The sequence below is a fragment of the Cupriavidus sp. 01L415 genome (assembly GCF_056400065.1).
The window spans coordinates 748,233-772,207 of the sequence record NZ_JBFTSP010000001.1 but is presented as its reverse complement, the minus strand read 5'-3'; the positions used below and the strand labels follow the sequence as shown (position 1 = coordinate 772,207).

The window sequence follows — 23,975 nt, the reverse complement described above, 5'->3', positions numbered from 1 at the left end:
GCCACGGACCCACCCATCGCCCCCGCCCATGGAACATCTCAAGCGCATTCTGCTCGTCGAGGACGACATCGGCATTGCCACCGTGCTGGCCATGCATCTGCGCGACGAGCGCTACGAGGTCGTGCATAGCGCCGACGGTGCCGAAGGCTTGCGGCTGCTGGAGCAGGGCGGCTGGGATGCACTGGTGCTGGACCTGATGCTCCCCGGCGTGGATGGCCTGGAGATTTGCCGGCGTGCCCGGGCGATGACCCGCTACACGCCGATCATCATCACCAGCGCGCGTTCGAGCGAGGTGCATCGCATCCTCGGCCTGGAACTCGGGGCCGATGACTACCTGGCCAAGCCGTTCTCCGTGCTGGAACTGGTGGCGCGCGTCAAGGCGCTGCTGCGGCGCGTGGAGGCGATGGCCAAAGATGTGCGCGCCGATGCCGGCAGCCTCGAGCTCGGCGGGCTGACGATCGATCCCCTTGCGCGAGAAGCCACAGTCGACGGCAAGCGGCTCGACCTGACGCCCCGCGAGTTCGATCTGCTGTATTTTTTCGCGCGCCATCCCGGCAAGGTGTTTTCGCGGATGGACTTGCTCAACGCGGTTTGGGGCTATCAGCATGAAGGTTACGAGCATACGGTGAACACGCATATCAACCGCCTGCGGACCAAGATCGAGGCGGACCCGGCGCAGCCGCAGCGCATCCTGACGGTCTGGCGGCGCGGCTATCGATTCGTGGCCGAACCCGAGGCAGCCGGCGCGGGCGGAGCGGGAGAGCCATCGTGAATCTGTCGCTGACCCAGCGGCTGTCCGCCGTCTTCGTCGCGTTGCTGCTGGCCTGCTGCGGCGCGTCCGCCTGGTTGCAGGTGCGCGCCAATGCGATGCATGAGAAAGAGGTCGTCCAGGGTCTGTCGCGCGGGCTGGCGGCGTACATCGGCCGGAACGCGCTGGTGGCGGACCAGAGCGCGATCGAGCCCGAGGCACTGCGCCAGTTGTTCGGGCAGTTGATGGTGCTGAACCCGAGCGTGGAGGTCTATCTGCTCGACGATACGGGCCGCATTCGCGGGCACGACGCGCCGAGCGGCCATCTGATTCGTGACCGCGTGGACCTGGCACCGGTGAAGCGGTTGATCGATGGTGGCGCGCTGCCCATCCTCGGCGACGACCCGCGCAGCGCATCGGCGCGCAAGGTCTTCAGCGCGGCGCCGCTGCGGCAGGGCGGCTATATCTATGTCGTGCTGATGGGGGAGACCCACGACAGGCTGGCCGCGCAGGCAACGGAGAGTTCCGTTATGCGGACCACGTTGTGGTCGATGGCGCTCGTCGCGGCGCTGGGTCTGGTGGCCGGCTTGGTCGCGTTTGCGTTGATTACGCGGCCGCTGCGGCGGCTGACGCAGGCGATGCGTCAGTTCAATTCCGGCGACGTCCCGCAGCCCGCGATGGTGCCTGCGGCGCCGGCGCCGCGCGACGAAATTGCCGCGCTGGAGGCCGCCTTCCGGCAGATGGCGGATCGCATCGAGGCGCAGTGGCGCACATTGAAGCAGCAGGATCAGGAGCGCCGCGAGATGGTGGCCAATATCTCGCATGATCTGCGTACGCCACTGGCTTCGCTGCACGGGTACCTGGAGACGCTGTCGCTGAAGGCCGACAAGCTCGGGCCCGAGGAGCGTCAGCGCTACCTGGCCATCGCGCTGGCGCAAAGCGTCAAGGTGGGCGGGCTGGCACAGTCGCTGTTCGAACTGGCGCGACTGGAGCACGGCATGGTGCAGGCGGCGCCGGAGGCCTTCTCGATCGTGGACCTGACGCAGGATGTGCTCGAGAAATTCGCGCTGCCGGCGCAGGCCAAGCACCTGCAATTGCGCGCGGGGTTGCCGCCGGCGTTGCCGGCCGTGACGGCTGACCTCGGCATGATCGAGCGCGTGCTGACCAACCTGCTGGATAACGCAATCCGGCACACGCCCGCGGAGGGTGTGGTCGAAGTCGACCTGGCCTATCGCGACGGCAAGGTGGCGGTGACCGTCAGCGACAACGGGCCCGGCATTCCGCCGGCATTGCGCGAGTCGATCTTCCAGCGGCCGTTCCCGTCAGGCGGCGCCCATCGCGGGGGCGGACTGGGATTGCTGATCGTGCAGCGCATGCTGCAGCTCAACCATAGTCAGGTGCGGCTGGTGGAGGGCGGCAGTGGAACCACCCTGTGTTTCGAACTGCGCGTGGCCGGACTGCCCAAGTCGATGGGGTGAGTCGCGTCGTATCCGAATCGTCGATGGCGAGTGCAAGTCACGCGATGTGGACGGTGATGCGCAACAGGATGCAACCCAGTCGGATGGCAGGCTATCCACAACCCGTTGCGTGGGGCACACTCTGACGCGTCGCATCCCAATCGCATCCAACAACGCAGACGGAGGAAACACCATGCAAACCAGCGCGCGCAACCAGTTCTCGGGCGAAGTCGCCGGCGTCATCGCAGGTGCGGTCAACGACGAGGTCGTCATCAAGCTGGCCGGCGGTCAGCAGATCGTGGCGACGGTCACCAGCGACAGCACGGCCCGCCTTGGCCTGAAACCGGGCAAGAAGGCCGTGGCGATGGTCAAGGCGACTTCCGTCATCGTGATGATCGATGCTGATGCCAGCAAGGTGTCTGCCCGCAACTTCGTGCAAGGCAAGGTCACCGAGATCAAGAAGGGTGCCGTCAATACCGATGTGACGATTGCCGACGACGCCGGCCTGGCCGTGGCGGCCATCATCACCAACAGCAGCGCCGACCGGCTGGGGCTGGCGGTGGGCAAGGCCGCCGCCGCGTTGTTCAAGGCATCGAGCGTGCTCGTCGCAGTCGACGCCTGACGATCAGGCGCGCTGCCAGCGCGTCACCGAAATCCGGTTGAGCGCAATCGCCTGGCGCGGGCCCAGGCGGGTGTCGTGTAGCGAAATCAACTGCAGTCCGCCGGCGGCGAGGGGCAGGATCTCGCCGTCCTGTTCCACGAGGATGAGCACGCCCGCGCCGATCGGCGAGTTGTACAACTCGTGCCATGTGAACAGGCAGGCGTAGCCGTCGCCGGCCTGGGCGGCAATCACGAACTGCTTGCACTGGGAGCGCGGGAGCGATTGCATGCCGGCCATGTCGAGCAGCCGTGTGAGCGGCACGCCGCGAAACTGGCCGACGTCGCGGATATGCCGCCCGGAAAAGCACTGAATCGTGGCCGGTCCCGCGCTGACGTCGGCCAGCTTCAGCAGGGTGTCGCGGTCAAGCCGGCCACACGACGGCAGTGCGCCGTCGATAACCAGACTGACCGAGAAATTCACCGCGGTGTCTGGCGCGTCTGTCCATGCCGTGCGCGTCATGCCAGCCTCGCCGCCAGTTCCACGAAGCTCGCTACGCTGGCGGTCCGGACCGGGTGATAGCGCACGCCGTGCTGTTCGCAGACGCGCTTGAGCGTGTGCATCGAGTCGTGATCGATGCAATCCACCGGAAATACGACCATATTGGCGCGCGCCACCATCGCTGCCAGCAGGCCCTTGCGGTCTTCGATGCCGCCATCGTGCGCGTCGAAGGTGCCGCCGGCGGTTTCCACCAGGGTCTTGAGCCTGCGTGTGGGGCCGGGGCGGCCACCAACGTAGACGATGCGCTGGCCAGACAGGCGCAGTGCAGCCGGTTGCTGCATGGCGCTGTTATCCTCCCAGGCGGCGGAGAGCGCGGCCTCCATGGCGGCCGCTTCGGCACGCAGGGCGGCCAGTTGCACCATAGCGGTTTCGAGCGCCTTGTCACGCTGCTCCGCAAGGGCCTGCGCAGTCTGGGCGCGCTGCTCGGCTGCGTCCAGGCGGTCCGCTTGCAGCGCGAATGCCTCGTCGCGCTCCGCCAGCACGGCACGGAGCGCGTCGATGTCATGTGTCGTTTCGTCGCCGTGCGATGGCTCCAGCTGGGCCACGCGTTGCCGCAGTGCGGCGATGTCCCTGGCCGCATCGCGCAGGGCCGCTGCCTTGTCCACACTGGCCTGTTGGAGCCGAAGCTGCTGCGCGTCGATCTTGTCACGCAACGCCGCGTTCTCCGCCTCGAGTGCCACCAGCCGCTGGATATCGGCCCGGTTGGCGGCGCCCACCAGATGCGACAGCATGTGCACGTCGCCAAACGCGGCCTGCCGCAAGGCGACGGTGGATGCCGGATGCGTCATCGTTGCCCAGTAGTTGCCGGGAATATCGTCCGATTCCAGCTCCTGCTGCCACATCGCCTGGACAGCTTCGGCGCTTTTGGCGGCGGCAAAGCGGCGGATTGCCAGCGCGTGCCGATCATCGAGCGCCTTCTGCAATGCCTTGCACCCGTCACCGCCGGCAGTGGCCAGTGTGACCGCTTCGTGGTGAATATCGAGATCGCCGGCCTGTCGATCTATCGCGACGAACTTTGCCACCAGCTTGCGAAGTTCGCTGGTGGTCATACAGGTGCCGATCAGCGAGCAGTGGTAGCGCGTGTCGAACCCGGAAAGCGGCAGGCGGCGACGGGCCGGCGCTGCGCGCGACGCGGCGTCGGGCGTGCAGCAGTCCGGGCTGGCGAACGTGGTGGTGGCGCCCGAGGCCCCCAGGAGACCGGGGTGCGCCAGGCGAAATGGCAGTTGGTGCATGCGTTCCTCACTGGAATGCGACACCGAAATATACCATCGGATATAACGCTTTGGCGTGGCGTGCACCTCACGCGCGCAAGGTCATCAGGTAGACTCCCGCGCATGCCGACCACCAGAAAAATAAAACCTGCCTCCGCTACCGCAGACGCCGCGACCGGCGATCCGACGGTGGCCTTCCGCATGCGCGTAATGCTGGGAGACACCATCGCCATCGGCCCGGGCAAGGTCGCGCTGCTGGAAGCGATCCGCGACCACGGATCGATCTCGCGGGCCGCCAAAAGCCTGGAAATGTCCTATCGCCGAGCCTGGGTACTGCTGCAGGAGATCAACCAGTCCATGCGTGTGCCGGCCGTGTCCTCAGATCAGGGCGGGCAGCATGGCGGTGGTAGCGTGCTGACACCTGAGGGTGAAGCCGTCATCCGCCTGTACCGCACGATCGAGCAACAGGCGATGGATGGCAGCGCCGCGCAGATCAGGGATTTGCTGGCGCTGCTGGCAGGGCCGTCCCGCTAGCATCGCGCTGGCCGCAATGGCTGGTCAGACCCGATGCCGGGCTGATGGAATCTCTTCACCCCCTCCCTCACAACAACGCGAAGCGCGCCGCCTGTGGCCCAACCACGGCAGGGCGGCTGACCGGGTAGCGATGACGGTCGCCTCCGGCGTCGAAGGACAGATAGTCCGGTGTCCAGCGCAGCGCGCGCAGATGCCGGATTTCCACGCCATCCACGACGATTGCACCGCCTTGCACGGTGACGCTGGCGCAGGGCAGGCGCAGCATTTCGGCGTCATCGCCAAAGTAGTGGGCTTCCAGCAGGATCGAGGCGGGCAGGTAGGCGGTCATGGCGGATAGGTGGCGGCGATGTGGCGGCGTGGCGAACGGGATGGCGGTGGCGATTCTCGGCGTCAATTCGACGTCAATGCCGGACAGCGGGCAGTCGTCTGGAGGCCGGTCGAGCACTGTATGAATATACAGTATAGCCACGTCGCGCGGTCGATGAAGGTTCCGGATTCTCATTTGCCGCGACACCGGCAATGTCTTGGGAGGCGGGCATCCAGGCGGCGCCGGGCTGGCGTCCACGTCGCTTTGGTATAACCTGAACCAGGAACCTCCGATCATCCGGCGCGTCTTGTTATCGGAGAGCGTCGCTGCAAGGGGGATCGCGATGGGGCAACTTGACAGCCAACATGACAGGCAGTGGGAACGAACCGCGTGCTGGTTTGCCGTCGGCGTGCTGACGGGCGCCGTGGCGGCTTGCCTGTGCGCTGTGTTCGCTTGCGCGGGCCGCGCGCGACCGTCGGAACAGGATGGCGGAGAGGTCCAACCCGGGCGCGATCGCATGCCCGACCGAATGCCAGATGGAATATCCGAAAGAACGCCCGACCGGGCGTCGGCCGTGGCGCAGTCCGCGCCCCCGGCGTCGACGTTGGTGTCGGAGTCTGGGCCGGAATCCGGCGCGGATATGTTCGAGTACCGGGGCTTTGTCGTTCACCTGTTCTGGCAGGCCCTGGGTGCGGATCGGTACAAGGCATGGTGCGACATCTGGGAAGCCGGCGCGGTGGTGCAGGAGGCCGGAGGGCCGCCCGCAACCTATCCCACGCCGGCCGAGGCGCGCATGGCCGCCGGTGCCTGGGCGCGGCACTGGGTGCAGAGCAATGGCTGACGAAGCCGGTCAATCGTGAAGGACGATGACAGGAGACTGTGATGCAAGCCTGTGACCTTTGTCACCTGCTGGTGGGCGAGCCGGCGAGTGTGCCGCCTCATGAAGATCTTGCCGCGTCTGGCATCGGACTCAAGCCCAATCGCTGCAAGGTCGACAGCCGCTGGCGCTGCACGGGTTGCGGCGCGTGGATGTACCAGAGCACAGAGCTTGGCGAGCCGCCCAACATGTGGCGCATGGGGGCGCGGCCGAAGGACCCGGCCGAGGCCGGCACGTAGCGCTCGTCACGCGTCGGCGTGCGATGCAGTGGGGCGTGATGCGTGCCATCCCGCCAAGGTAGGGGCCGCCGGATGGGCTCGTGCGATGCGATGTCGCAGGCACGCGTGATACGATTCGCCGCGTCTTTCGGAGTCCACGATGTTTGTCTGCCAGAACCAATCCTGCGGTGCGCAATGGGCGCACGGCGAGGTAACGATCAAGAACGAAGGGCAAGGGCCCCTCTTTCGCTGTCCGCTGTGCGGTGCGCGCAACCGGCTGATGGCCAGTAACAAGAGCGACGGCAGCGTCGAATACAAGCAGCCCCTTCGCGATCAACCCGGCGCGGATACCGAGCGCCCCAACGGCCGACGGCCCTGATCCCCACGCAAGGGGGGCGACGTGGATTGCGATACACACGTTGGCTCAAGCCAGCCGAGGCGGGACCGTTAAGACAATGATGGACATTAGCGATCTATCCCACGATTCCGCCTCCAATGCCGAAGTCATTGGATGGGCGGGTGCATCGCCGCAAGTCATCGCGCGCGTGCTCAATGCCGCGCTGGCGGCACAGGATCTCTCCGGCTTTGCGGCGTTGATGTCCGACATCGCACGTGACCGCGGCCTCAAGGGCGCGCGCGGGGCGCACCAGTCGATCTATGACATGCCGTACGCGAGCCTTTTGCCACGCCAGAAGCACTTGCTGTCCGACGCGTTCGATCTCTTCTTGCGGCTTGGCCTGGAATTCCGCGCACGCGGCGATGGCAGCGACGATTTCGGCAGCGCTACCGACGACATGGAGCCGCTGCGCGATATGGACGACGATGACGTCATCGACGAAGAGGACGGTGACGAAGCGGGCGGAGGAAATCGCGCCTGACGCGGCGCGATTTCCTCCGGCCCGTCGTCTCTAGCCGCGTTCCAGCAGCCCGATTTCACGCACCGCGACCGACAGCATCGACAGCCCGGCAGCGCCCGAGGCGCCTGAAGCGCGCTGGTCGGTCAGCATCTGCGCGTAGCGGTCCAGGGCTACCTGACGGCTGCCACGCCAGCCCTCGATCAGCGCCTGGGCGTCGTCCATGTCGCGCGACTGGCCCAATACGCTTGTTGTCAACGCGCGTTTCAGGCGGCCCAGGTCTTCCAGCGTCGTGGTGCGCGCCAGCAGGTCCCAGTGCGTATCGGCTGGCAAGGAGAACGCGCGCTCGCGCAGCCACCCGAAGTTGAGTTCCGTGTCGAGGGCGAAGTAGACCCCGGCCACGGCGGCCAGGCTGCGGTCGCATATGGCCGCCACTTCGGCGATGTCGAGCGCCGCCGCGGCGATATCGCTGGCGGCCACGCGCAGGGCCAGGTCCTCGTCGACGCCGGCTTCATTCAGGGTCATGGCGCGCTCGGCCATCGCCTGTGCGGCGTCGGGCGGGAGCAGCGTGGACAACTGCGGCGTGAGCCACTGCGCGGCCTCCACGAAGCGCGTCGCACCCGGCTCCACCTTGCCGCCCCCGCGCAGATAGCGCACGAACCAGAGGGTGGCCCGTTCCAGCAGGCGGCCCAGCGCGCCGAACATGCGCGCCTGCACCGCGTCCTCGACCCGGTTGTCGAGCGCATCGATGCGTTCCCACAGCGCGGTCAGTCCGAAGACATCGCGCGCCAGCAGGCACGCCCGCACGATATCCGCGGGGCGCCCGTCGGTCTCTTCCATGAGGTGATGGACGAACGTGGCGCCGATGCGGTTGACGAGCATGTTGGTCAGGTGCGTGGCCAGGATCTCGCGCCGCAGCGGGTGGCGCTGCATCGTCTCCGCATGGCGCTGGCGCAGCGGCTGCGGGAAGTAGTCGGCCAGCAAGCCGTTGACGAGCGGGTCTTCGGGCACGTCGGAGGCCAGCAGTTCGTCGTACAGCCACATCTTGCTGTAGGCCAGCAGCACGGCGCGTTCGGGCGATGTCAGCCCTGCGCCCAATGCCTTGCGCTCGGCAATCTCTTCCTCGGCCGGCAGGAACTCCAGCGGACGGTTGAGCCGGCCCGCGCGCTCGAGCCAGCGGATCAGGCGCGCCTCGGGATCCACCAGCGTCGGCGCCTCGCGCCCGGCCACGGACAGCGCCTGGGTCTGGTAGTAGTTGTCCTGCAGCACCAGCAGCCCGACCTCGTCCGTCATCTCCGCAAGCAACTTGTTGCGTTGCTTCATGGTCATCTCGCCATCAGCCACCACGATGCCCAGCAGGATCTTGATGTTGACCTCGTGGTCGGAGCAGTCCACCCCCGCCGAGTTGTCGATGGCGTCCGTGTAGATCCGTCCGCCATTGCGTGCGAATTCGATCCGTCCGAGCTGTGTGAAGCCCAGGTTGCCGCCTTCGCCCACCACCTTGCAACGCAGTTCGGAGCCGTTCACGCGCACGGCATCGTTGGCGCGGTCGCCAACCTGCTGGTGAGTTTCCGCGCTGGACTTGACGTAGGTGCCGATGCCGCCGTTGTAGAGCAGGTCCACGGGCGCCATCAGGATCGCGTGAATCAGCTCCGCCGGCGACAACGATGCCGCCGTGATGCCGAGTACCGCCTGCACCTGCGGCGTCAGTGCGATGGTCTTGGCCGTGCGCGGATAGATGCCGCCGCCTGCCGAGATCAGCGAGGTGTCGTAGTCGGCCCAGCTCGAACGGGGCAGGGCGAATATCCGCGTGCGCTCGGCCAGGCTCTTCGCGCAGTCGGGATCGGGGTCCAGGAAGACATGGCGATGGTCGAAAGCGGCCACCAGCCGGATATGGGGCGACAGCAGCATGCCGTTGCCGAACACGTCACCCGACATGTCGCCGACGCCTACCACGCTGAATGGCGTGGTCTGAATGTCGATGCCCATCTCGCGGAAATGGCGCTTGACGCTTTCCCACGCGCCACGCGCGGTGATGCCCATTTTCTTGTGGTCGTATCCGACCGAGCCGCCCGAGGCGAAGGCATCGCCGAGCCAGAAGCGGTAGTCGGCCGAGATGGCGTTGGCGTAGTCGGAGAACGTGGCCGTGCCCTTGTCGGCCGCCACGACCAGGTAGGGGTCGGATTCGTCATGCCGGACGATCTCCGGCGGCGGTATCACTTCGCCGGCGACGAGGTTGTCGGTCAGGTCCAGCAGCCCGCACAGGAAGGTCTGGTAGCAGGCGATGCCCTCCGCCAGGAAGGCGTCGCGGTCGGTGGCGGGCGGCGGGCGCTTGACCACGAAGCCGCCCTTGGAGCCCACTGGCACGATGACCGTGTTCTTGACCATCTGCGCCTTCATCAGGCCCAGCACCTCGGTGCGGAAATCCTCGCGCCGGTCCGACCAGCGCAGGCCGCCCCGCGCCACGCGGCCGCCGCGCAGGTGCACGCCTTCCACGCGTGGCGAATAGACCCAGATCTCGAACATCGGCCGCGGCTCGGGCAAGCCCTGTACCAGCGCCGGGTTGAACTTGAACGAGACATAGGGGCGCGGCTGGCCCTCGGCGTCGCGGTAGAAATAGTTGGTCCGGACCGTGGCGTTGATGACGTTCAGGAACAGCCGCAGGATACGGTCCTCGTCGAGATTGGGGACCTGGTCCAGCGCGGCCTCGATGTCGGCCAGCACGCGCTGGCAACGTGTGTCGTCGGGTGCGCAGCCGGTGGTGCCGGGTGTGGCCGTGGCCGGGTCGAAGCGCGACACGAACAGCGACACCAGCATCGAGGCGATGGTCGGGTTGGCGGTCAGTGCGCGCTCGATATAGGCGTTGCTGAACGTCGAGCCGACCTGGCGCAGGTACTTGGCGTAGGCGCGCAGAATGGTCACGTCGCGCGCGGCCAGGCTGGCGCGCAGCACCAGGCGGTTGAAGTCGTCATTCTCGATCTCGCCGTTCCAGGCGCGCGCAAAGGCGTCCTCGAACAGCGGCTTGATGCGTTCGATATCGACGTCGGGCCGCTGGCCGTCCTGGTCGGCGACGATCTCCAGCCCGAAGTCGTGGATCCAGACCGGCGCGCCGGCGTCGGGTTCGATCAGGTACGGACGCTCCTCGTCCACACGCACGCCAAGGTGTTCGAGCATCGGCAGGCTCAGCGACAGCGCGATGGGTTCTCCCGCGCGAAACACCTTGAAGCGGAATGCGCCCGACGCGGCCTCGATGGGCCGGTAGAGGTTCATCGCCAGGCCGCTCGGGTGCTGGCGGGCCAGCTCCATCAGTTCGATGTCGCGCACCGCCGTGCGGGCGGCATAGTCTTCAAGATACCCGGCCGGGAACGAATCGCCATAGCGGCGCAACAGCCGGTTGCCCTGTTCCTCGCCGCGCGTGTCGTGCAACGCCTCGGCCAGGTCGTCCTGCCAGCGGCGCGTGGCCTGCACGATGCGGGCCTCGAGTTCGCGCGTATCGACTTCCGGCATCGTGCCTGGCTCGCCGCGCACGGTGATCTGGATGCGGGCAAGTGGCGACTCCGACAGCAGTGGCGTGAACTCGCAGCCGGTGCCGTTGAAGGCCTGCATCATCAGTTTCTGGATGCGCTGGCGCAGGTCGGTGTTGTACTTGTCGCGCGGCACGAATACCAGGCACGAGATGAAGCGGTCGAAGCGGTCGCGCCGCACGAACAGGCGCGTACGCTGGTGTTCCTGCAGGCGCAGGATGCCAAGCGTGATGTCGAACAGGTCGTCTTCATCGGCCTGGAACAGGTCATCGCGAGGATACTGTTCGAGGATCGTCACGAGCGACTTGTACAGGTGGCCCTTGGTCAGGAACCCCGCGCGCGCCAGGATGTTGGCGCACTTGCGCCGCAGCAGCGGGATCTCGCTGGTGCTGACCATGTAGGCCGTCGAGGTGTAGAGGCCCACGAATCGCCGTTCGCCGAACAGCTTGCCGTTGGCATCCAGCAGCTTCACGCCGATGTAGTCGAGGTAGCCGGGCCGGTGCACGGTGGCACGCGAATTGGCCTTGGTCAGGAAGATGGGCGATGCGCCTTCGATGATGGCCTTGGCGGCAAGGGGGAGCGGCGTCAGGTCATCCTCGCCGGGTTCGCGCAGCGCTTCGCGCAGAATGCCCGACCCGGAGCCCGGCACGCCGCGCAGGAAATACTGGCCGTCGCGCGGGACCAGTTCGTAGTCGCGCTGGCCCAGGAAGGAGAAATGGTCGTCGAGCAGCCATTCCAGGAATGCGCGCGCCTCGACCGCATCCGGCGCGGATGCGTCCGGCGCCTGCGCCATGCTGGCGATGGTGTCGCGCGCGATCTGCTGCATGCGGGGCCAGTCTTCCACGGCGGCGCGTACATCGCCCAGGATGCGGGCGATGCCGGTGCGCAGCGCGTCAAGCCGCGCGGCCTCGCCGGTGCGGTCGACCTCGAAATGGATAAACGATTCCAGCCGGCATGTGGCCGTGCTGGTTTCGCTGCCGCCCAGGCCGATGCTGTCGATGCCGCCGCTTGCATTGCGGCAGACGCGGAACACCGGATGAATGGCGGAATGAAGCGTCAGCCCGAGCCGGTTGATTTCCATCGTCACGGAATCGACCAGAAACGGCATGTCGTCGTTGACGATCTCGATGATCGTATGGTCCGAGTGCCAGCCGTGCTCTTCGAGGTTGGGGTTGTAGACGCGCAATCGCGCGGTGCCGGGAACGAACTTCTGCGCGGTCTGCCAGTGCGCCATCACGGCGCCGTAGAGGTCCGCGACGTTGCGCGCCAGCAGGTCTTCGGCATCCGCCAGATCGTAGTAATGCCGCAGGAACGGTTCGACTACATCGAATGTCGCGCCGGGCAATCGCTCGCGGGCGAATGCAACCAGATCCTCCAGCATCTGCGCGACTTTTTCTTCGTTTTCCGGGGGCATGGTGTCTCCTCGGCGAGTGCCGGTGCATGCTCACACTGTAGGAAAGATTTGCCGGTCCCGGGTGACAAAACGACGACGCCCCGTGGTGCGGGGCGTCATGTCGGCGGAAGCGGGGAAGTCTACGCGGCGATGGCCTGCCGCGCGGCGCGGCTGACGTCGGGCGGGACGACTACGGATAACTCGGAACGCTCCCACGCCGCGTGGCGGCTGTGGCGTTCGGCGTGGTCTCGCAGCGTGCCAGTCATGCGATTGAGCAGGCTGGAGAGCGCGGAGCGCTCCCCGCTGCTCAGATGGCCGACCGACACCGAGTGCAATGCCTTGACGGCCTGCGCGGCACGTTCCATGCGCGATACCGCGGTAGCGGCAAGGCGCGGCGTGCCGTCGGCGGCAAATTCGAGCCAGCCGGCATCGCTCAATTCGCGCAGCAATCGCTCGGTATGCGGCACATCCAGGAAGATGGCTGTCTCGCACGGCTTTCCGCGCCGGAATACATCCTGGCGGATTGCGCGCAACAACAGCCATTTCGGATAGGTCAGGCCCGATACGGACAGGGTCTGTTCAAGGGCGCCTTGCCACGCGGTAACGGCGTCGACAAGGGCGAGCACTACAGGTTCATTGACTTCGTGTGCTGTGGACTGCATCGCTCAGGTCTCCCAAAAAAGGATTTTGCCGCCTGAGGTATTTCTCTTGCCGGTGCTTGGCCGGCCCGGGCGGCACAGGCGCCTGCCTCTCAACACGGGCGGGTCGCTTCTGATAAGGCGAGACACTAACAGTAATGTCAGGACATTTGCGTGACAGATCGGGTATGTCCTAATCATCCTTTTGAACTAGGCGCCGTCAGCGCCGTATCGCGCGGCGTGCCGTGCAGTGCGAGCATCACATCGTGATGTTCTTTCGGGGGAAATGTATCGAGTACAAAACAAAACAGCCCGCGGGATACGCGGGCTGCGGTGCCGTCAGACGGGGCTGCTTACTGCTTCTTGGCGCCGTCGGTATAGGGATCGGCCTTGCCAGCCTTGGCACCGTCGGTGTACGTGTCGAACTTGCCGGACTTGGCGCCATCCGTATTCGGATCCACCTTGCCAACCTTTGCGCCGTCCGTGTACGGATCGACCTTCTTGCCAGGGGCCAGGTCCGAGCGCGTCGACTTCTTGGCGCCGTCGGTGTACGGATCGAATTTGCCGGACTTGGCTGCGTTGGAATGCGGGCTGGCTTTCTTGGTGTGGCTGCCACTGTAGAGGTCGCCGCCGTCCGTGTAGTTCTTCTGCGCGTGTGCCAGTTGCACGGTGCCCAAGGCTGCCAGCGCGGCAACGATCAGGGTCGGTACGGTCTTCTTCAGCATCTTCATCCTCGCAGGTAGTGTCCGCGTCGGCAGACGCGGACCATGGGAAAAATGACTTCCTCAGTACTGTACCGGGGTTCGCGGCGGCCCGCCTAGGGAAAGTTGTAGATACAAAGTTCAGGCGGCGGGGCAGCCACAATCCATGCGAGGCTGGCGACGCTTACTCCAGCGTGATTTTCTGATCCGTGGCGATCTTCTTGCGCAGGTCGAGTTCGCGCTTGATCTGGGCGGCGTACTGCTGCGACGTGTTGCCGTCCGGGTACGCGCCGCTGTCATGCAGGCGCTTCTTCACCGCGGGGTCCTGCAGCGCCTTCACGGCGGCGTCATGAACCTTGGCGACGATCGCGGGCGGCGTGCCGGCCGGGGCCACCAGGCCGTACCAGGCCATGTTGTTCATGTCCTTCATGCCTTCCTCGGCAAAGGTCGGCACGTCAGGCAGGCCTTCCACGCGCTTGGGCGCGGCGACCGCCAGTGCACGCAGCTTGCCGGTCTGGATGAAGGGCATCGACGAGGGCAGGTTGTCGAACTGGGCATTGACCTGGCCAGCCAATGTGTCGTTCAGCGCGGGGCCCGATCCACGATACGGAATGTGGACCATGTCGGCCTTGGTGATGTCCTTGAACAGTTCGCCATCCAGATGGGAGATGCTGCCCTTGCCGGCTGACGCGTAGCTGTATTTGCCAGGATTGGCCTTGAGCAGCGCGATGAATTCCTTGAGGTTCTTGGCCGGCACCTTCGGATTCACGGTCAGCACGTTCGGCACGTTCACCAGGTTGGTGATCGGCGCGAAGTCCTTGATCGGATCGTACGGGTTCTTGGCGTTGGTGGCAGGGTTGGTGGCCATCGTGCTCACGGTGGCGATGCCCAGCGTATAGCCGTCCGGCGCGGACTTGGCGAGTGCATCGGCACCAATGGCGCCGCCGCCGCCGCCTCGGTTTTCCACCACGACGGGCTGACCCAGTTCACGGCCCAGCGCATCGGATACCGCGCGTCCGACGATATCCGTCGTGCCGCCTGCGGCAAACGGGACGATCAGGCGGATCGGCTTGTTGGGGTACGACTGGGCGTGGACGATGCCAGCTTGCGCCAGGCCGAGCATGGCAAGGGCGGCTGCCGCGCCCGCTTTCAGGACTGCTTTCAAGAGATGCCTCCGTGTTGTATTCGGTGAGCGCCAAGGGGTGTCATGGCCGATCATCGACTCTTGGTTCCGCGATACGGAACGTCGTTCCGTGGTGTGCGTCGACAGGCATTCAACCGTGAAAGCTGGCGGGGCGGAATTGGGAAGAACCCGGGGAAACCCGGGGATCGAGACGTGGAAGGCTTCGATTCGTGCCCCGGGGCAGCGTGCGGGCGGCGGGCACGGCACAGGAATGCGCCGTTGGAAGCGCAGAAGCAAAATCGCGCGAGCAACCGGCATCCCGCAAGGCTACAAGATCGTTCGGGAAAACGTTCGAAAAACTTCGGAAAACAAAAAGGCCGGAAACATTGCTGTTTCCGGCCTTTTCTGAATTCGATGGTGGGGCGTGAGTGACTCGAACACTCGACCTACGGATTAAGAGTCCGCTGCTCTACCAACTGAGCTAACGCCCCAACGAAGATCGAAATTCTAGCAAGGTACCGAATGAGACGCAAGCCCCTGTGCGCACTTTTTCTCGCGACATTCGCATGCGGATTACAATGCGCCCACTTTCGATTCTGGCGTTGCCAGCTATCCCATGCACGCTCGCGTTCTCCGCTATCTCGACGAGGTGGTACGTCGCGGATCCATCCGCCGTGCCGCGGAGCACCTGCATGTGGCGCCGACTGCCATCAACCGGCAGATCCTGGACCTGGAAGCCGAACTCGGCGCGCCCCTGTTCGACCGGATCCGCAAGCGATTGCACCTGACGCCGCTGGGCGAAATGGTGCTGGCTCATGTGCGGCAGACGTTGCGCGAGCATGACGCGCTTTCCGCCCGCATCGCGGAGATCAAGGGCGCGCGGCGCGGGATGGTGACGGTGGCGACGACCTCAGGGCTGGCGGGCTCGCTGATGCCGTCACTGGTGCACGATTTCCGCCAGCATCATCCGGGTATCGTCGTGCGCGTGGCGGATCTGCCGGTCTCTGGCATCGTTGCGGCGGTGGAGCAGGGCGATGCCGACCTCGGCCTCGGTTATGACCTCCCGGAGGTGGCGGCCTTTCGTGTGGTCGCCCGCCGGGAGTGGTCGATCGGCGCGGTCGTGGCGCCGGGCCATCCGCTGGCCGCGCAGTCGTCGGCCTTGCTGGCCGAGTGTGCGGGCTACCCGTTGATCCTGCCCGCGCCATCGCTGTCGATCCGGGCCCTGGTGGACGATGCCTTCGCGCGGCAGTCGATCGAGGTAGCGCCTGCGGTGGAATCGACGTCCGTGGTGTTGATCCAGCGGCTCGTCGCGGCCGGCAGCGGCATCGCGTTGCTCAACCCGTTGGATGTCATGGAAGAGCGCGCGCGTGGCGCGGTGGTGTTCGTGCCACTGCGCGATGGCGATCTGCAGCGGCAGACCCTGCGTCTGGTGGCGCGCGTGCGCGGCCCGCTGACTGCGGCCGGCGAGTTGATGGCGGACGCCGTTGCCGGCGCGCTGGCCGGTCTGTTCCGCTAGCCGCGCACGGGGTTTGTCCACTATTTGTGGACACCCAGGGCGAAAATCTGTGCTTGGGCGCCGTCGTTTTCCACACGTAGACTCCGCGTGTTCACAACGACTGCACACGGCCCGCCATGCCCCTGATCCTCCAGCACGCTGACGTCCTGGTCACCATGGATGCCCACCGTCGCGAAATCGCCGATGGTGCGCTTGTCGCGGACGGCCCTGCCATCGAATGGGTCGGCCCGGCTGCCGACCTGCCGGCCAGGTATCGCCAACTGGCGGACGATGGTCGCGCCCAGGTGATCGACATGCATGGCCACGTGGTCATGCCGGGGCTCGTCAATACGCATCACCACATGTACCAGAGCCTGACGCGGGCCGTGCCTGCCGCGCAGGATGCCGAACTATTCTCGTGGCTGACCAACCTGTACATGCTGTGGTCGCACCTGACGCCGGAGATGATTCGCGTCTCCACGCAGACGGCCATGGCCGAGCTGATGCTGTCCGGCTGCACGACGACCAGCGATCACCTGTACCTGTACCCGAACGGCTCGCGCCTGGACGATTCGATCGATGCCGCGCGGCAGATGGGCATGCGCTTTCACGCGGCTCGCGGGTCCATGAGCGTCGGCCGCAGTCAGGGTGGATTGCCGCCGGACGTGGTGGTTGAATCGGAGGCGGCCATCCTGCGCGACAGCCAGCGTCTGGTCGAGCAGTACCACGATGCCTCGCGTCATTCGATGCTGCGCATGGTGCTGGCGCCTTGCTCGCCGTTCTCTGTTTCGCGCGACCTGATGCGCGAATCGGCGACCATGGCGCGCCACTTTGGCGTGTCGCTTCATACGCACCTGGCGGAGAACGACAGCGACATCGCTTACTCGCGAGAAAAGTTCGGCCTGACGCCGGCGCAGTATGCCGAGGAGCTCGGCTGGGTCGGCCACGATGTCTGGCATGCGCACTGCGTGAAGCTGGACGACGAAGGCGTGGCGTTGTTCGCGCGCACCGGCACGGGCGTGGCGCACTGCCCGTGCTCGAACATGCGGCTGGCGTCGGGCATCGCGCCGATCCGGAAGATGCGCGACGCGGGCGTGCCAGTGGGGCTGGGTGTGGACGGCAGCGCGTCGAACGACGGCGCGCACATGCTGGGCGAGGCACGCCAGGCCATGCTGCTACAGCGGGTGGGTCACGGCCCGGCCGCGATGAGCGCGCGGGAGGCACTGGAGATCGCCACGCTGGGTGGCGCGCGCGTGCTGAATCGTGATGACATCGGCGCGCTGGCGCCGGGCATGTCGGCCGATGTCGTCGCCTTCGACATGTCCGGGGTCGGCTTCGCGGGCGCTGGCCACGACCTGGTGGCGGCGCTGGTGTTCTGCACGCCGGCCAATGTGTCGACCAGCATCATCAATGGCCGTGTTGTCGTACGCGATGGCCAGTTGCTGACGGCCGACCTGCCGCAAGTGCTGGGCGATCATCGTCGCCTGGCGCGTACGCTGTTCGAGCGCGCGCGCGATGCCGGGGTTTGATGTGTGCGGCACATGAATCGGGGTGGCGGAGGGGGTCGCCCCGAAAAGCGAATCGCCCCGTGAAGCCCGGAATGCAAAAAGGCCGGAAACATTGCTGTTTCCGGCCTTTTCTGAATTCGCTGGTGGGGCGTGAGTGACTCGAACACTCGACCTACGGATTAAGAGTCCGCTGCTCTACCAACTGAGCTAACGCCCCAACGAAGAACGAGATTCTATCATCATTTTCGACTTTGTCAAACGCTTGGCGCAGTGTTTCGCAATGAGCGCGTGCGTGGCACCGCGTCGGTGCGCGAGCCGTTTCGAAGCGACGCTCACGACCCTGACATACATGCTTGCGACGATGCTCCGGAAGACCCATGTGGCGAGGAACTTGTGTCGTGTCCAGCGGGTCATTCAGACGAATCGCATTCGCATGGCGGCATGCAGGGGAACGAAGACGATTTCCGCCGAGCCATGTTAGGATGCTTCTCCACTTGCATATGGAGGGCTGTGATGATGGAAATCAAATTCCAAGAGCAAGAGCGCTACGACATCAATAATGAGGGCCTGCTGTTCCACGCGATTGTCGATGGTGAACAAGTGACATGCGTGGTCACGCGTGAGGCGCTGTGGGAAGGCTTCAGTGCCGACCAGGTGCTGTCGCTCGAAGAAGCGTTTCGCGCAGGCCGCGAGACGATCGAACGCGCGGCGGTGGTACTGATCGAGCAGGGCGTACCCCAGCCGGTCGTCGTCAAGCGCGCCCACGTGGCGCCAGTCTGAGCGACGAGAACAACCCTCCGCCGCCGGCTTCGGTCCGGGCTCCCCGCGGATCGGCCGGCGCGTATCTGTCCTACCCGTTTTCTCTCTTTCGGCGTTTTGGTGTTCGACGGTTGCCGTAGTCAGGCAGCCCGAGTCGTGTCTGGCGTGTCCCGCGTCTCGGGTGTGTCCTGGGTCTCCGGCGTGTCTGGCATGAGCGCCTGTGCGCCCCCCGGCCGCCGTGCGCATTCCTCGAAGATGCGCACGTGACACTGGGCGCAGATTTCGGGCGACAGCGTCGCGATGATCGTGTGCAGTGCTTGCCGCTTGGTCGGGAAGATGTGGTCGCGGCCGAGCTTCTCCGTGAAACCGGTTTGCTCCCAGGTCTCCAGCACTTGCGTGCGCGGGCGGTGGAAGTAGAGGCCGCCGCCGGTCGCACGCCGTTCGGCGAGTTCGGCGTCCCACATCTCGGCGCCGGCCAGGTCGATGAAGTTCATGCTCTTGGTCATCGCCAGCAGGTGTTTCTGGTTGGCGTTGACGGTGCGAAGCCAGTGCAGCCGGTCCGTCACGTACTGGACGGCGCCGAAGTAGATCGCGCCTTCCATGCGCAGCAGTTTCAGCTGCGGGCATTCCGGTTGCGGTCGGCGCAGTTCGTCCAGCGGCGTGAATCGGCGGCCCGGATCGTCGGCGTCCGGGACCAGGCTGCGCACGGCCGGGCGAGAGGTGCGATAGAGATAGGCGACGAGGGACAGGATTGTGCCGAGCAGCACCGCCATCTCCAGCCGGATCGCTAGTGTGGCGATGAAAGTGCCCACGGCGATGGCGAACTCCGTGCGCGAAAGCCGCGCGATGCGGTGCAAGCGGGCGAAGTCAAACAATCCCCAGGCGACGAGCATGAGCATGGCGGCGATGGCCGCCATCGGAATTTGCGCCAGCAACGGCGCGCTGACCGTGACCAGTACGACCAGCAGCAGCGCGGAGAACACACTCGCCAGCGGGGTTTGCGCGCCGGCCTCGAAGTTGGGCATCGAGCGATTCAGCGACCCGCACGAGATATAGCTCGAGAACAAGCCGCCGGCGATGTTGGACAGACCCTGGCCGATGAACTCGCGATTGGCGTCGATATGTTGGCCGGAACGGAGCGCCACCGCCTTGGCGATCGAGATCGATTGTCCCAGTGCAACGATCGTCAGCGCCGCGGCAATGCCGAGCAGGTCCGGGACGGTGCGCCAGTTGATGTCCGGCACGCCGAAAGGCGGGATGGCCGAGGGAATCGGGCCGACCACATTCACATGCTGCGCACCCGCCCAGCCGGAAGTGTTCAGCACTAGTGCCACGCCATAGCCGGCCAGCAGGCCGATCAGCATGAACGGCAGCCGGCGCGAAAACCGGCGGGACACCAGCGTCACGGCCAGCGTGACCGCACCGACGATCACTGCGCTCCCGTTGACGGTCTGAAAATTATCGAAGAGGAAGCGCACCACGCCGAAAGCGCTGGTGCCGGTCGGCACGGCCAGCCCGAACAGATCCTTCAGCGCGTAGAGCCCGATCAGCGTCGCCGCGCCGCAAGTAAACCCCAGCAACACCGACGGTGAAATGAAGTTGGCCAGCGATCCCAGTCGCAGTGCGCCCACAGCCAGTTGCAATACCCCCACCAGCATCGTCACTGCCAGCGCCAGCGCGATATAGGCCGGACTACCCGCAAATGCGACCGGACTCAGCATGGCAAACAATGCCAGCGAGTTGGCATTGGTCGGCCCGGACATCACATGCCAGCTCGATCCGAAGAGGGCCGCGACGATGCAGGGAATGACCGCTGTATAGATGCCGTATTGCGGCGGCAGTCCGGCCAATGTGGCAAACGCCACGCCCTGCGGCAGTACCAGCACGGCGCCGAGCAGGCCGGCAATCAGATCGGTGCGCAGCGTGGCCGGCGTGACCCGGCTGCGCCAGGGAAACAGGCGACTCAGGCGATTGCGGGAATCCGGCGAGGTGGCGGTCGCGGTCATCGGCTCAGTCGAGAGCGAGCGTTGCCACCACAGGCGTATGGTCGGACGGCTGCTCCCAGCGGCGCGGCTCCTTGTCGATGCCGCACGTGCTGCACCGCTTCGCCAGTTCGGCCGATAGCAGGATGTGGTCGATGCGCAGGCCGGCGTTGCGGCGGAAGCCCATCATCCGGTAGTCCCACCACGAGAACATTTTCTCGGGCTGGTCGAACATGCGGAAGGAATCGATCAGGCCTAGGTCGATCAGTGCCTTGAAGGCGTCGCGTTCCTGCGGCGACACCAGGTTCTGGCCGACCCACTTGGCCGGATCGTGGACATCGCGGTCCTCCGGGGCGATGTTGAAGTCGCCGAGCAGCGCAAGCTTCGGGTAGCGCGCCATTTCCTCGCGCAGCCACCTGGTCATGGCCTGCAGCCAGTCGAGCTTGTAGACGAACTTGTCCGAATCGAGCGATTGCCCGTTGGGAAAGTAGGCGCTGATCAGGCGCACATCGCCATAGGTGGCCGCGATCACGCGCTGCTGGGCGTCCTCGTAGCCGGGAATATTGCGGACCACATCGGCGGCAGCCGGCATGGCGCCGTTCCGCGCGACGATCGCCACGCCGTTGTAGGTCTTCTGCCCGGTAAAGACGCTGTGGAAGCCGGCGGCCTCCAGTTCGGCCAGCGGGTATTTGTCGTCAGGAAGCTTCAGTTCCTGCAGGCACAAGGCGTCGACAGGCGTGCCCGCGGCGTCCTGCGCGGACAGCCATTGCAGCACTTGCGGCAGGCGGACTTTCAGGGAGTTGACGTTCCAGCTTGCGATTCTCATGTTCTATTCAGTCGCTGTTTGTCGGTCTTGTTCACGGGGGCGAGCCGCCCAGCAGATCCCGTTGGTCGAGGATCTCATACGCGATTTCCGGGTGGGATTCCATGCTGCGCCGGATCGCCGCCGGAATGGCCTGCCGGGTCTTGCGGCAAAGCCCCGGCTGGTCGGCCAGTTCGATGCGGAAGCCGCGCGTGGTGCGGACTTCGTTGGCACTGGGCGTAATCGTGATCACGATGCCCAGCAACGCCTGCATGCGATCCTCCATCCGCCTGAGCTCCGCCAGGGTCGTTACCTGCTCCAGCCGGTCGATCAGCTTCTTCTCCTCCTGCTGGGTCAGCTGGAGGATGCGGAGGTCGGCGTTCGGATTTTCCAGCAGCGCCTCGCGATTGCAGACGCAGGCACCCGGCGGACACTCCTTGCGGATCGGGAAAGGAATGTTCATGAGCCGGGCGCCGGGGATGTTGGCTGACGGTGACTCTGCTTAGGCCGCCATGCCTCCGTGCCGCAGCAAGGCGTCGATCTGTGGCGCGCGGCCCCGGAAGGCCACGAACGATTCCATCGCCGGGCGGCTGCCACCCACCGACAGGATCTCGCGGCGATAGCGCTCGCCGGTTTCGCTGTCGAGGACGCTGCCGGAAAGCTGGCTGGCTTCCTCGAACGCGGCGTAGACATCGGCGGACAGCACCTCGGCCCACTTGTAGCTGTAGTAGCCGGCCGCGTAACCCCCCGCAAAGACGTGGCTGAACGTATTCGGCCAGCGCGACAGCGGCGACTGCGGCACGACGTGCTTGCGGTCGTTGATCTCGCGCGACAGCTCCAGCACGGACGTCTGGCCTTGCGGCTCGTAGTCGGTGTGCAGGTGCATGTCGAACGACGAATACACGATCTGGCGCAGCGTCATCATGCCGTTCTGGAAATTCCTGGCGGCCAGCATGCGGTCGAACAGCGCGCGCGGCAGCGGCAGGCCGGTGTCCACGTGGGCGGTCATTTCCGCCAGCACCTCGTATTCCCAGCAGAAGTTTTCCATGAACTGCGACGGCAGCTCCACCGCATCCCATTCGACGCCGTTGATGCCGGACACGCCGAGGTCTCCCACCTGCGTCAGCATGTGATGCAGACCGTGGCCAAACTCATGGAACAGCGTGATGACTTCGTCGTGCGTGAACAGCGCGGGCCTGCCGCCCACGGGTGCAGTGAAATTGCAGGTCAGATAGGCCACCGGCGTTTGCACGGTGCCATCGCCGCGTTCCTTGCGGCCGCGGGCGTCGTCCATCCAGGCGCCGCCTCGCTTGCCTTCGCGTGCGTAGAGGTCGAAGTAGAACTGCGCCAGCAGTGCGCCTTGCGGCGACACCACGCGATAGAAGCGCACGTCCTTGTGCCACGTCTGCGCCTCGTCCGGAAGGATGCGGACGGAAAACAGCTTTTCGACCACGCCGAACAGGCCTTCCAGGACCTTGGGCTCCTGCAGGTACTGCTTGACCTCGTCGTCCGAGAACGAATAACGCCGCTGGCGCAGCTTCTCGGAGGCATAGGCCACGTCCCACGGTTTCAGCTCGGACAGGCCGAGTTCGTCGGCGGCGAACTTGCGCAGTTCAGCCCAGTCCTTTTCCGCGTAGGGCCGGGCGCGATCCGCCAGCTCGTCGAGGAACTTCAGGACTTCGGCGGGGGACTCGGCCATCTTCGGCACGAGCGAGACTTCGCCGAAGTTGTTGTAGCCCAGCATCCGGGCTTCCTCGCGGCGCAGCGTCAGCTGTTCGCGCATGTTGGCGGTGTTGTCCCAGTCGGCCTGGCCGTTGCCATACTGCTGGCCCAGCTCGGACGCGCGCGTGACGCTTGCCTCATACATGGTCTGGCGCAGCGCGCGGTCATCGGCGTACTGCAGCACGGGGAAGTACGACGGAAAATGCAGCGTAAATTTCCAGCCGGTCTTGCCGTCCTTCTGGGCGGCCAGCGCGGCGGCTTCCTTCGCATCCGCCGGAATGCCGGACAGGCGCGATTCGTCCTCGATGATCAGGCCGTAGGCGTTGGTAGCGTCCAGCACGTGATCGGAGAATGCCTTCGACAGTTGCGCTTGTTGCTCCTGAATCTCGGCGAAGCGGGGCTTCTGGTCCTCAGGCAGCTCCGCGCCGCCCAGGCGGAAGCCGCGCAGCTCGTTTTCCAGCAACTGCTTGCGCGCAGGCGAGAGGCCGGCGAATTCCGGACCGGCGGCCACGGCCTTGTATTTTTCATACAGCGCCAGGCTCTGACCCAGCGACGACCAGAACTCGGTCATGCGCGGCAGGTTGTCCGTATGGGCCTTGCGCAATTCCGGCGTATCGGCCACGGCACTCAGGTGGCCCACCACGCCCCAGGCACGGCCCAGCGGTTCGGTGGCGGTTTCCAGCGCTTCCACCGCGCTGGCCCAGGTGGCCGGCGTGGCGGGATCCTCGGTACGGTCGACGGCGGCCTGTGCATCGGCCAGCAGCACGTCCAGGGCCGGGGCGATGTGCTCGGGCCGGATCTCCGCAAAGCGCGGGAGGTCGGAAAAATCCAGCAGCGGATTGTTGTCGCGGTCGTTGGTCACGGTCATGGCGGTTCTCGGTTGGCTGGCCTCGATCTGGCTCGATGTCTGCAAGATGAGGCCTCTGCGACGAAATATCCAGTACGGCTTTCCTATCGGCGCCA

23 protein-coding genes and 2 tRNA genes are annotated in these 23,975 nt (G+C 65.6%); 12 read left to right on the top strand and 13 right to left on the bottom strand.

The window, feature by feature from the left end; translation table 11 throughout:
• Window positions 1–28: 28 nt before the first annotated feature.
• The 3 genes from AC1DOX_RS03530 to AC1DOX_RS03520 all read left to right on the top strand — a co-directional run bounded on the left by AC1DOX_RS03530 (window position 29) and on the right by AC1DOX_RS03520 (window position 2,827).
• Complete coding sequence (locus AC1DOX_RS03530) at window positions 29–772, top strand: response regulator transcription factor (RefSeq protein ID WP_441615114.1); 744 nt, start codon at window positions 29–31, stop codon at window positions 770–772.
• Window positions 769–2,226 carry a sensor histidine kinase gene (locus AC1DOX_RS03525; protein ID WP_441615112.1) on the top strand — a complete coding sequence of 486 codons (1,458 nt, stop codon included), beginning with the start codon at window positions 769–771 and terminating at the stop codon, window positions 2,224–2,226. Before AC1DOX_RS03530 ends, AC1DOX_RS03525 begins: the two co-directional genes overlap by 4 nt.
• Window positions 2,227–2,398: 172 nt before the next feature.
• Complete coding sequence (locus tag AC1DOX_RS03520) at window positions 2,399–2,827, top strand: TOBE domain-containing protein (RefSeq protein ID WP_441615110.1); 429 nt, start codon at window positions 2,399–2,401, stop codon at window positions 2,825–2,827.
• 3 nt (window positions 2,828–2,830) lie between these two features.
• On the opposite strand, the gene AC1DOX_RS03515 is transcribed toward AC1DOX_RS03520, so the two are convergent.
• Window positions 2,831–3,325 (bottom strand): molybdopterin-dependent oxidoreductase, encoded by a 495-nt coding sequence (locus tag AC1DOX_RS03515; protein ID WP_441615108.1) that lies wholly within the window; start codon window positions 3,323–3,325, stop codon window positions 2,831–2,833.
• Window positions 3,322–4,596: a DUF2325 domain-containing protein gene (locus AC1DOX_RS03510; protein ID WP_441615106.1), complete on the bottom strand. Its 1,275-nt coding sequence runs from the start codon at window positions 4,594–4,596 to the stop codon at window positions 3,322–3,324. The genes AC1DOX_RS03515 and AC1DOX_RS03510 overlap by 4 nt, the downstream gene beginning before the upstream one ends.
• A 102-nt stretch (window positions 4,597–4,698) precedes the next feature.
• Between AC1DOX_RS03510 and AC1DOX_RS03505 the strand changes: the two genes are divergently transcribed.
• Window positions 4,699–5,109 (top strand): winged helix-turn-helix domain-containing protein, encoded by a 411-nt coding sequence (locus AC1DOX_RS03505; protein ID WP_477112293.1) that lies wholly within the window; start codon window positions 4,699–4,701, stop codon window positions 5,107–5,109.
• Window positions 5,110–5,176: 67 nt separating this feature from the next.
• Here the strand turns inward: AC1DOX_RS03505 and AC1DOX_RS03500 are convergent, their stop codons facing one another.
• Complete coding sequence (locus AC1DOX_RS03500; protein ID WP_441615102.1) at window positions 5,177–5,503, bottom strand: hypothetical protein; 327 nt, start codon at window positions 5,501–5,503, stop codon at window positions 5,177–5,179.
• Between the two features lie 553 nt (window positions 5,504–6,056).
• Here AC1DOX_RS03500 and AC1DOX_RS03495 point away from each other — a divergent pair.
• From AC1DOX_RS03495 to AC1DOX_RS03480, 4 genes are all read left to right on the top strand, one after another.
• Window positions 6,057–6,257 (top strand): hypothetical protein, encoded by a 201-nt coding sequence (locus tag AC1DOX_RS03495; protein WP_477101390.1) that lies wholly within the window; start codon window positions 6,057–6,059, stop codon window positions 6,255–6,257.
• 41 nt (window positions 6,258–6,298) lie between these two features.
• The gene (locus tag AC1DOX_RS03490; protein WP_441615098.1) at window positions 6,299–6,532 is read left to right on the top strand and encodes a hypothetical protein; all 234 of its coding nucleotides are present in this window, start codon (window positions 6,299–6,301) and stop codon (window positions 6,530–6,532) included.
• Window positions 6,533–6,671: 139 nt separating this feature from the next.
• Window positions 6,672–6,890: a hypothetical protein gene (locus AC1DOX_RS03485; RefSeq protein WP_441615096.1), complete on the top strand. Its 219-nt coding sequence runs from the start codon at window positions 6,672–6,674 to the stop codon at window positions 6,888–6,890.
• A 79-nt stretch (window positions 6,891–6,969) separates the two neighbouring features.
• On the top strand, window positions 6,970–7,389 hold the full coding sequence (locus AC1DOX_RS03480; protein WP_441615627.1) for a hypothetical protein: 420 nt from the start codon (window positions 6,970–6,972) through the stop codon (window positions 7,387–7,389).
• 30 nt (window positions 7,390–7,419) lie between these two features.
• On the opposite strand, the gene AC1DOX_RS03475 is transcribed toward AC1DOX_RS03480, so the two are convergent.
• The 4 genes from AC1DOX_RS03475 to AC1DOX_RS03460 form a co-directional block, all read right to left on the bottom strand.
• Window positions 7,420–12,303, bottom strand: coding sequence for an NAD-glutamate dehydrogenase (locus AC1DOX_RS03475; protein WP_477112292.1), 4,884 nt, complete (start codon window positions 12,301–12,303; stop codon window positions 7,420–7,422).
• Between the two features lie 119 nt (window positions 12,304–12,422).
• Entirely contained in the window at window positions 12,423–12,944 is a 522-nt protein-coding gene (locus AC1DOX_RS03470) for a MarR family transcriptional regulator (RefSeq protein WP_441615092.1), read from the bottom strand.
• 329 nt (window positions 12,945–13,273) lie between these two features.
• Entirely contained in the window at window positions 13,274–13,645 is a 372-nt protein-coding gene (locus AC1DOX_RS03465) for a hypothetical protein (RefSeq protein ID WP_092138274.1), read from the bottom strand.
• A gap of 160 nt (window positions 13,646–13,805) precedes the next feature.
• On the bottom strand, window positions 13,806–14,786 hold the full coding sequence (locus AC1DOX_RS03460) for a tripartite tricarboxylate transporter substrate binding protein BugE (RefSeq protein WP_092138158.1): 981 nt from the start codon (window positions 14,784–14,786) through the stop codon (window positions 13,806–13,808).
• A gap of 37 nt (window positions 14,787–14,823) precedes the next feature.
• Between AC1DOX_RS03460 and AC1DOX_RS03455 the strand changes: the two genes are divergently transcribed.
• A complete protein-coding gene (locus AC1DOX_RS03455) occupies window positions 14,824–15,153 on the top strand; it encodes a hypothetical protein (protein ID WP_441615089.1) in 330 nt (109 codons plus the stop codon).
• A gap of 6 nt (window positions 15,154–15,159) precedes the next feature.
• On the opposite strand, the gene AC1DOX_RS03450 is transcribed toward AC1DOX_RS03455, so the two are convergent.
• Window positions 15,160–15,235 (bottom strand) — tRNA-Lys (locus tag AC1DOX_RS03450).
• A 125-nt stretch (window positions 15,236–15,360) separates the two neighbouring features.
• On the opposite strand from AC1DOX_RS03450, the gene AC1DOX_RS03445 reads away from it, so the two are divergent.
• Window positions 15,361–16,260, top strand: coding sequence for a LysR family transcriptional regulator (locus AC1DOX_RS03445; protein WP_441615087.1), 900 nt, complete (start codon window positions 15,361–15,363; stop codon window positions 16,258–16,260).
• A gap of 116 nt (window positions 16,261–16,376) precedes the next feature.
• Window positions 16,377–17,768 (top strand): 8-oxoguanine deaminase, encoded by a 1,392-nt coding sequence (locus AC1DOX_RS03440; RefSeq protein WP_441615085.1) that lies wholly within the window; start codon window positions 16,377–16,379, stop codon window positions 17,766–17,768.
• Between the two features lie 120 nt (window positions 17,769–17,888).
• Here AC1DOX_RS03440 and AC1DOX_RS03435 read toward each other — a convergent pair.
• Window positions 17,889–17,964, bottom strand: a tRNA-Lys gene (locus tag AC1DOX_RS03435).
• 299 nt (window positions 17,965–18,263) lie between these two features.
• Between AC1DOX_RS03435 and AC1DOX_RS03430 the strand changes: the two genes are divergently transcribed.
• Window positions 18,264–18,527: a DUF1488 family protein gene (locus tag AC1DOX_RS03430; RefSeq protein WP_092138273.1), complete on the top strand. Its 264-nt coding sequence runs from the start codon at window positions 18,264–18,266 to the stop codon at window positions 18,525–18,527.
• A 119-nt stretch (window positions 18,528–18,646) separates the two neighbouring features.
• Here AC1DOX_RS03430 and AC1DOX_RS03425 read toward each other — a convergent pair whose 3' ends face one another.
• From AC1DOX_RS03425 to AC1DOX_RS03410, 4 genes are read right to left on the bottom strand one after another with little or no spacing between them, the layout of a single operon-like run.
• Window positions 18,647–20,512, bottom strand: coding sequence for a SulP family inorganic anion transporter (locus AC1DOX_RS03425; RefSeq protein WP_441615083.1), 1,866 nt, complete (start codon window positions 20,510–20,512; stop codon window positions 18,647–18,649).
• A 4-nt stretch (window positions 20,513–20,516) separates the two neighbouring features.
• Window positions 20,517–21,314 carry an exodeoxyribonuclease III gene (xth, locus tag AC1DOX_RS03420; RefSeq protein ID WP_441615081.1) on the bottom strand — a complete coding sequence of 266 codons (798 nt, stop codon included), beginning with the start codon at window positions 21,312–21,314 and terminating at the stop codon, window positions 20,517–20,519.
• A 31-nt stretch (window positions 21,315–21,345) separates the two neighbouring features.
• Window positions 21,346–21,753, bottom strand: a complete 408-nt coding sequence (locus AC1DOX_RS03415; protein ID WP_441615079.1) for a hypothetical protein — start codon at window positions 21,751–21,753, stop codon at window positions 21,346–21,348.
• Between the two features lie 39 nt (window positions 21,754–21,792).
• Window positions 21,793–23,880 (bottom strand): M3 family metallopeptidase, encoded by a 2,088-nt coding sequence (locus AC1DOX_RS03410; RefSeq protein WP_477113986.1) that lies wholly within the window; start codon window positions 23,878–23,880, stop codon window positions 21,793–21,795.
• Window positions 23,881–23,975: the final 95 nt, after the last annotated feature.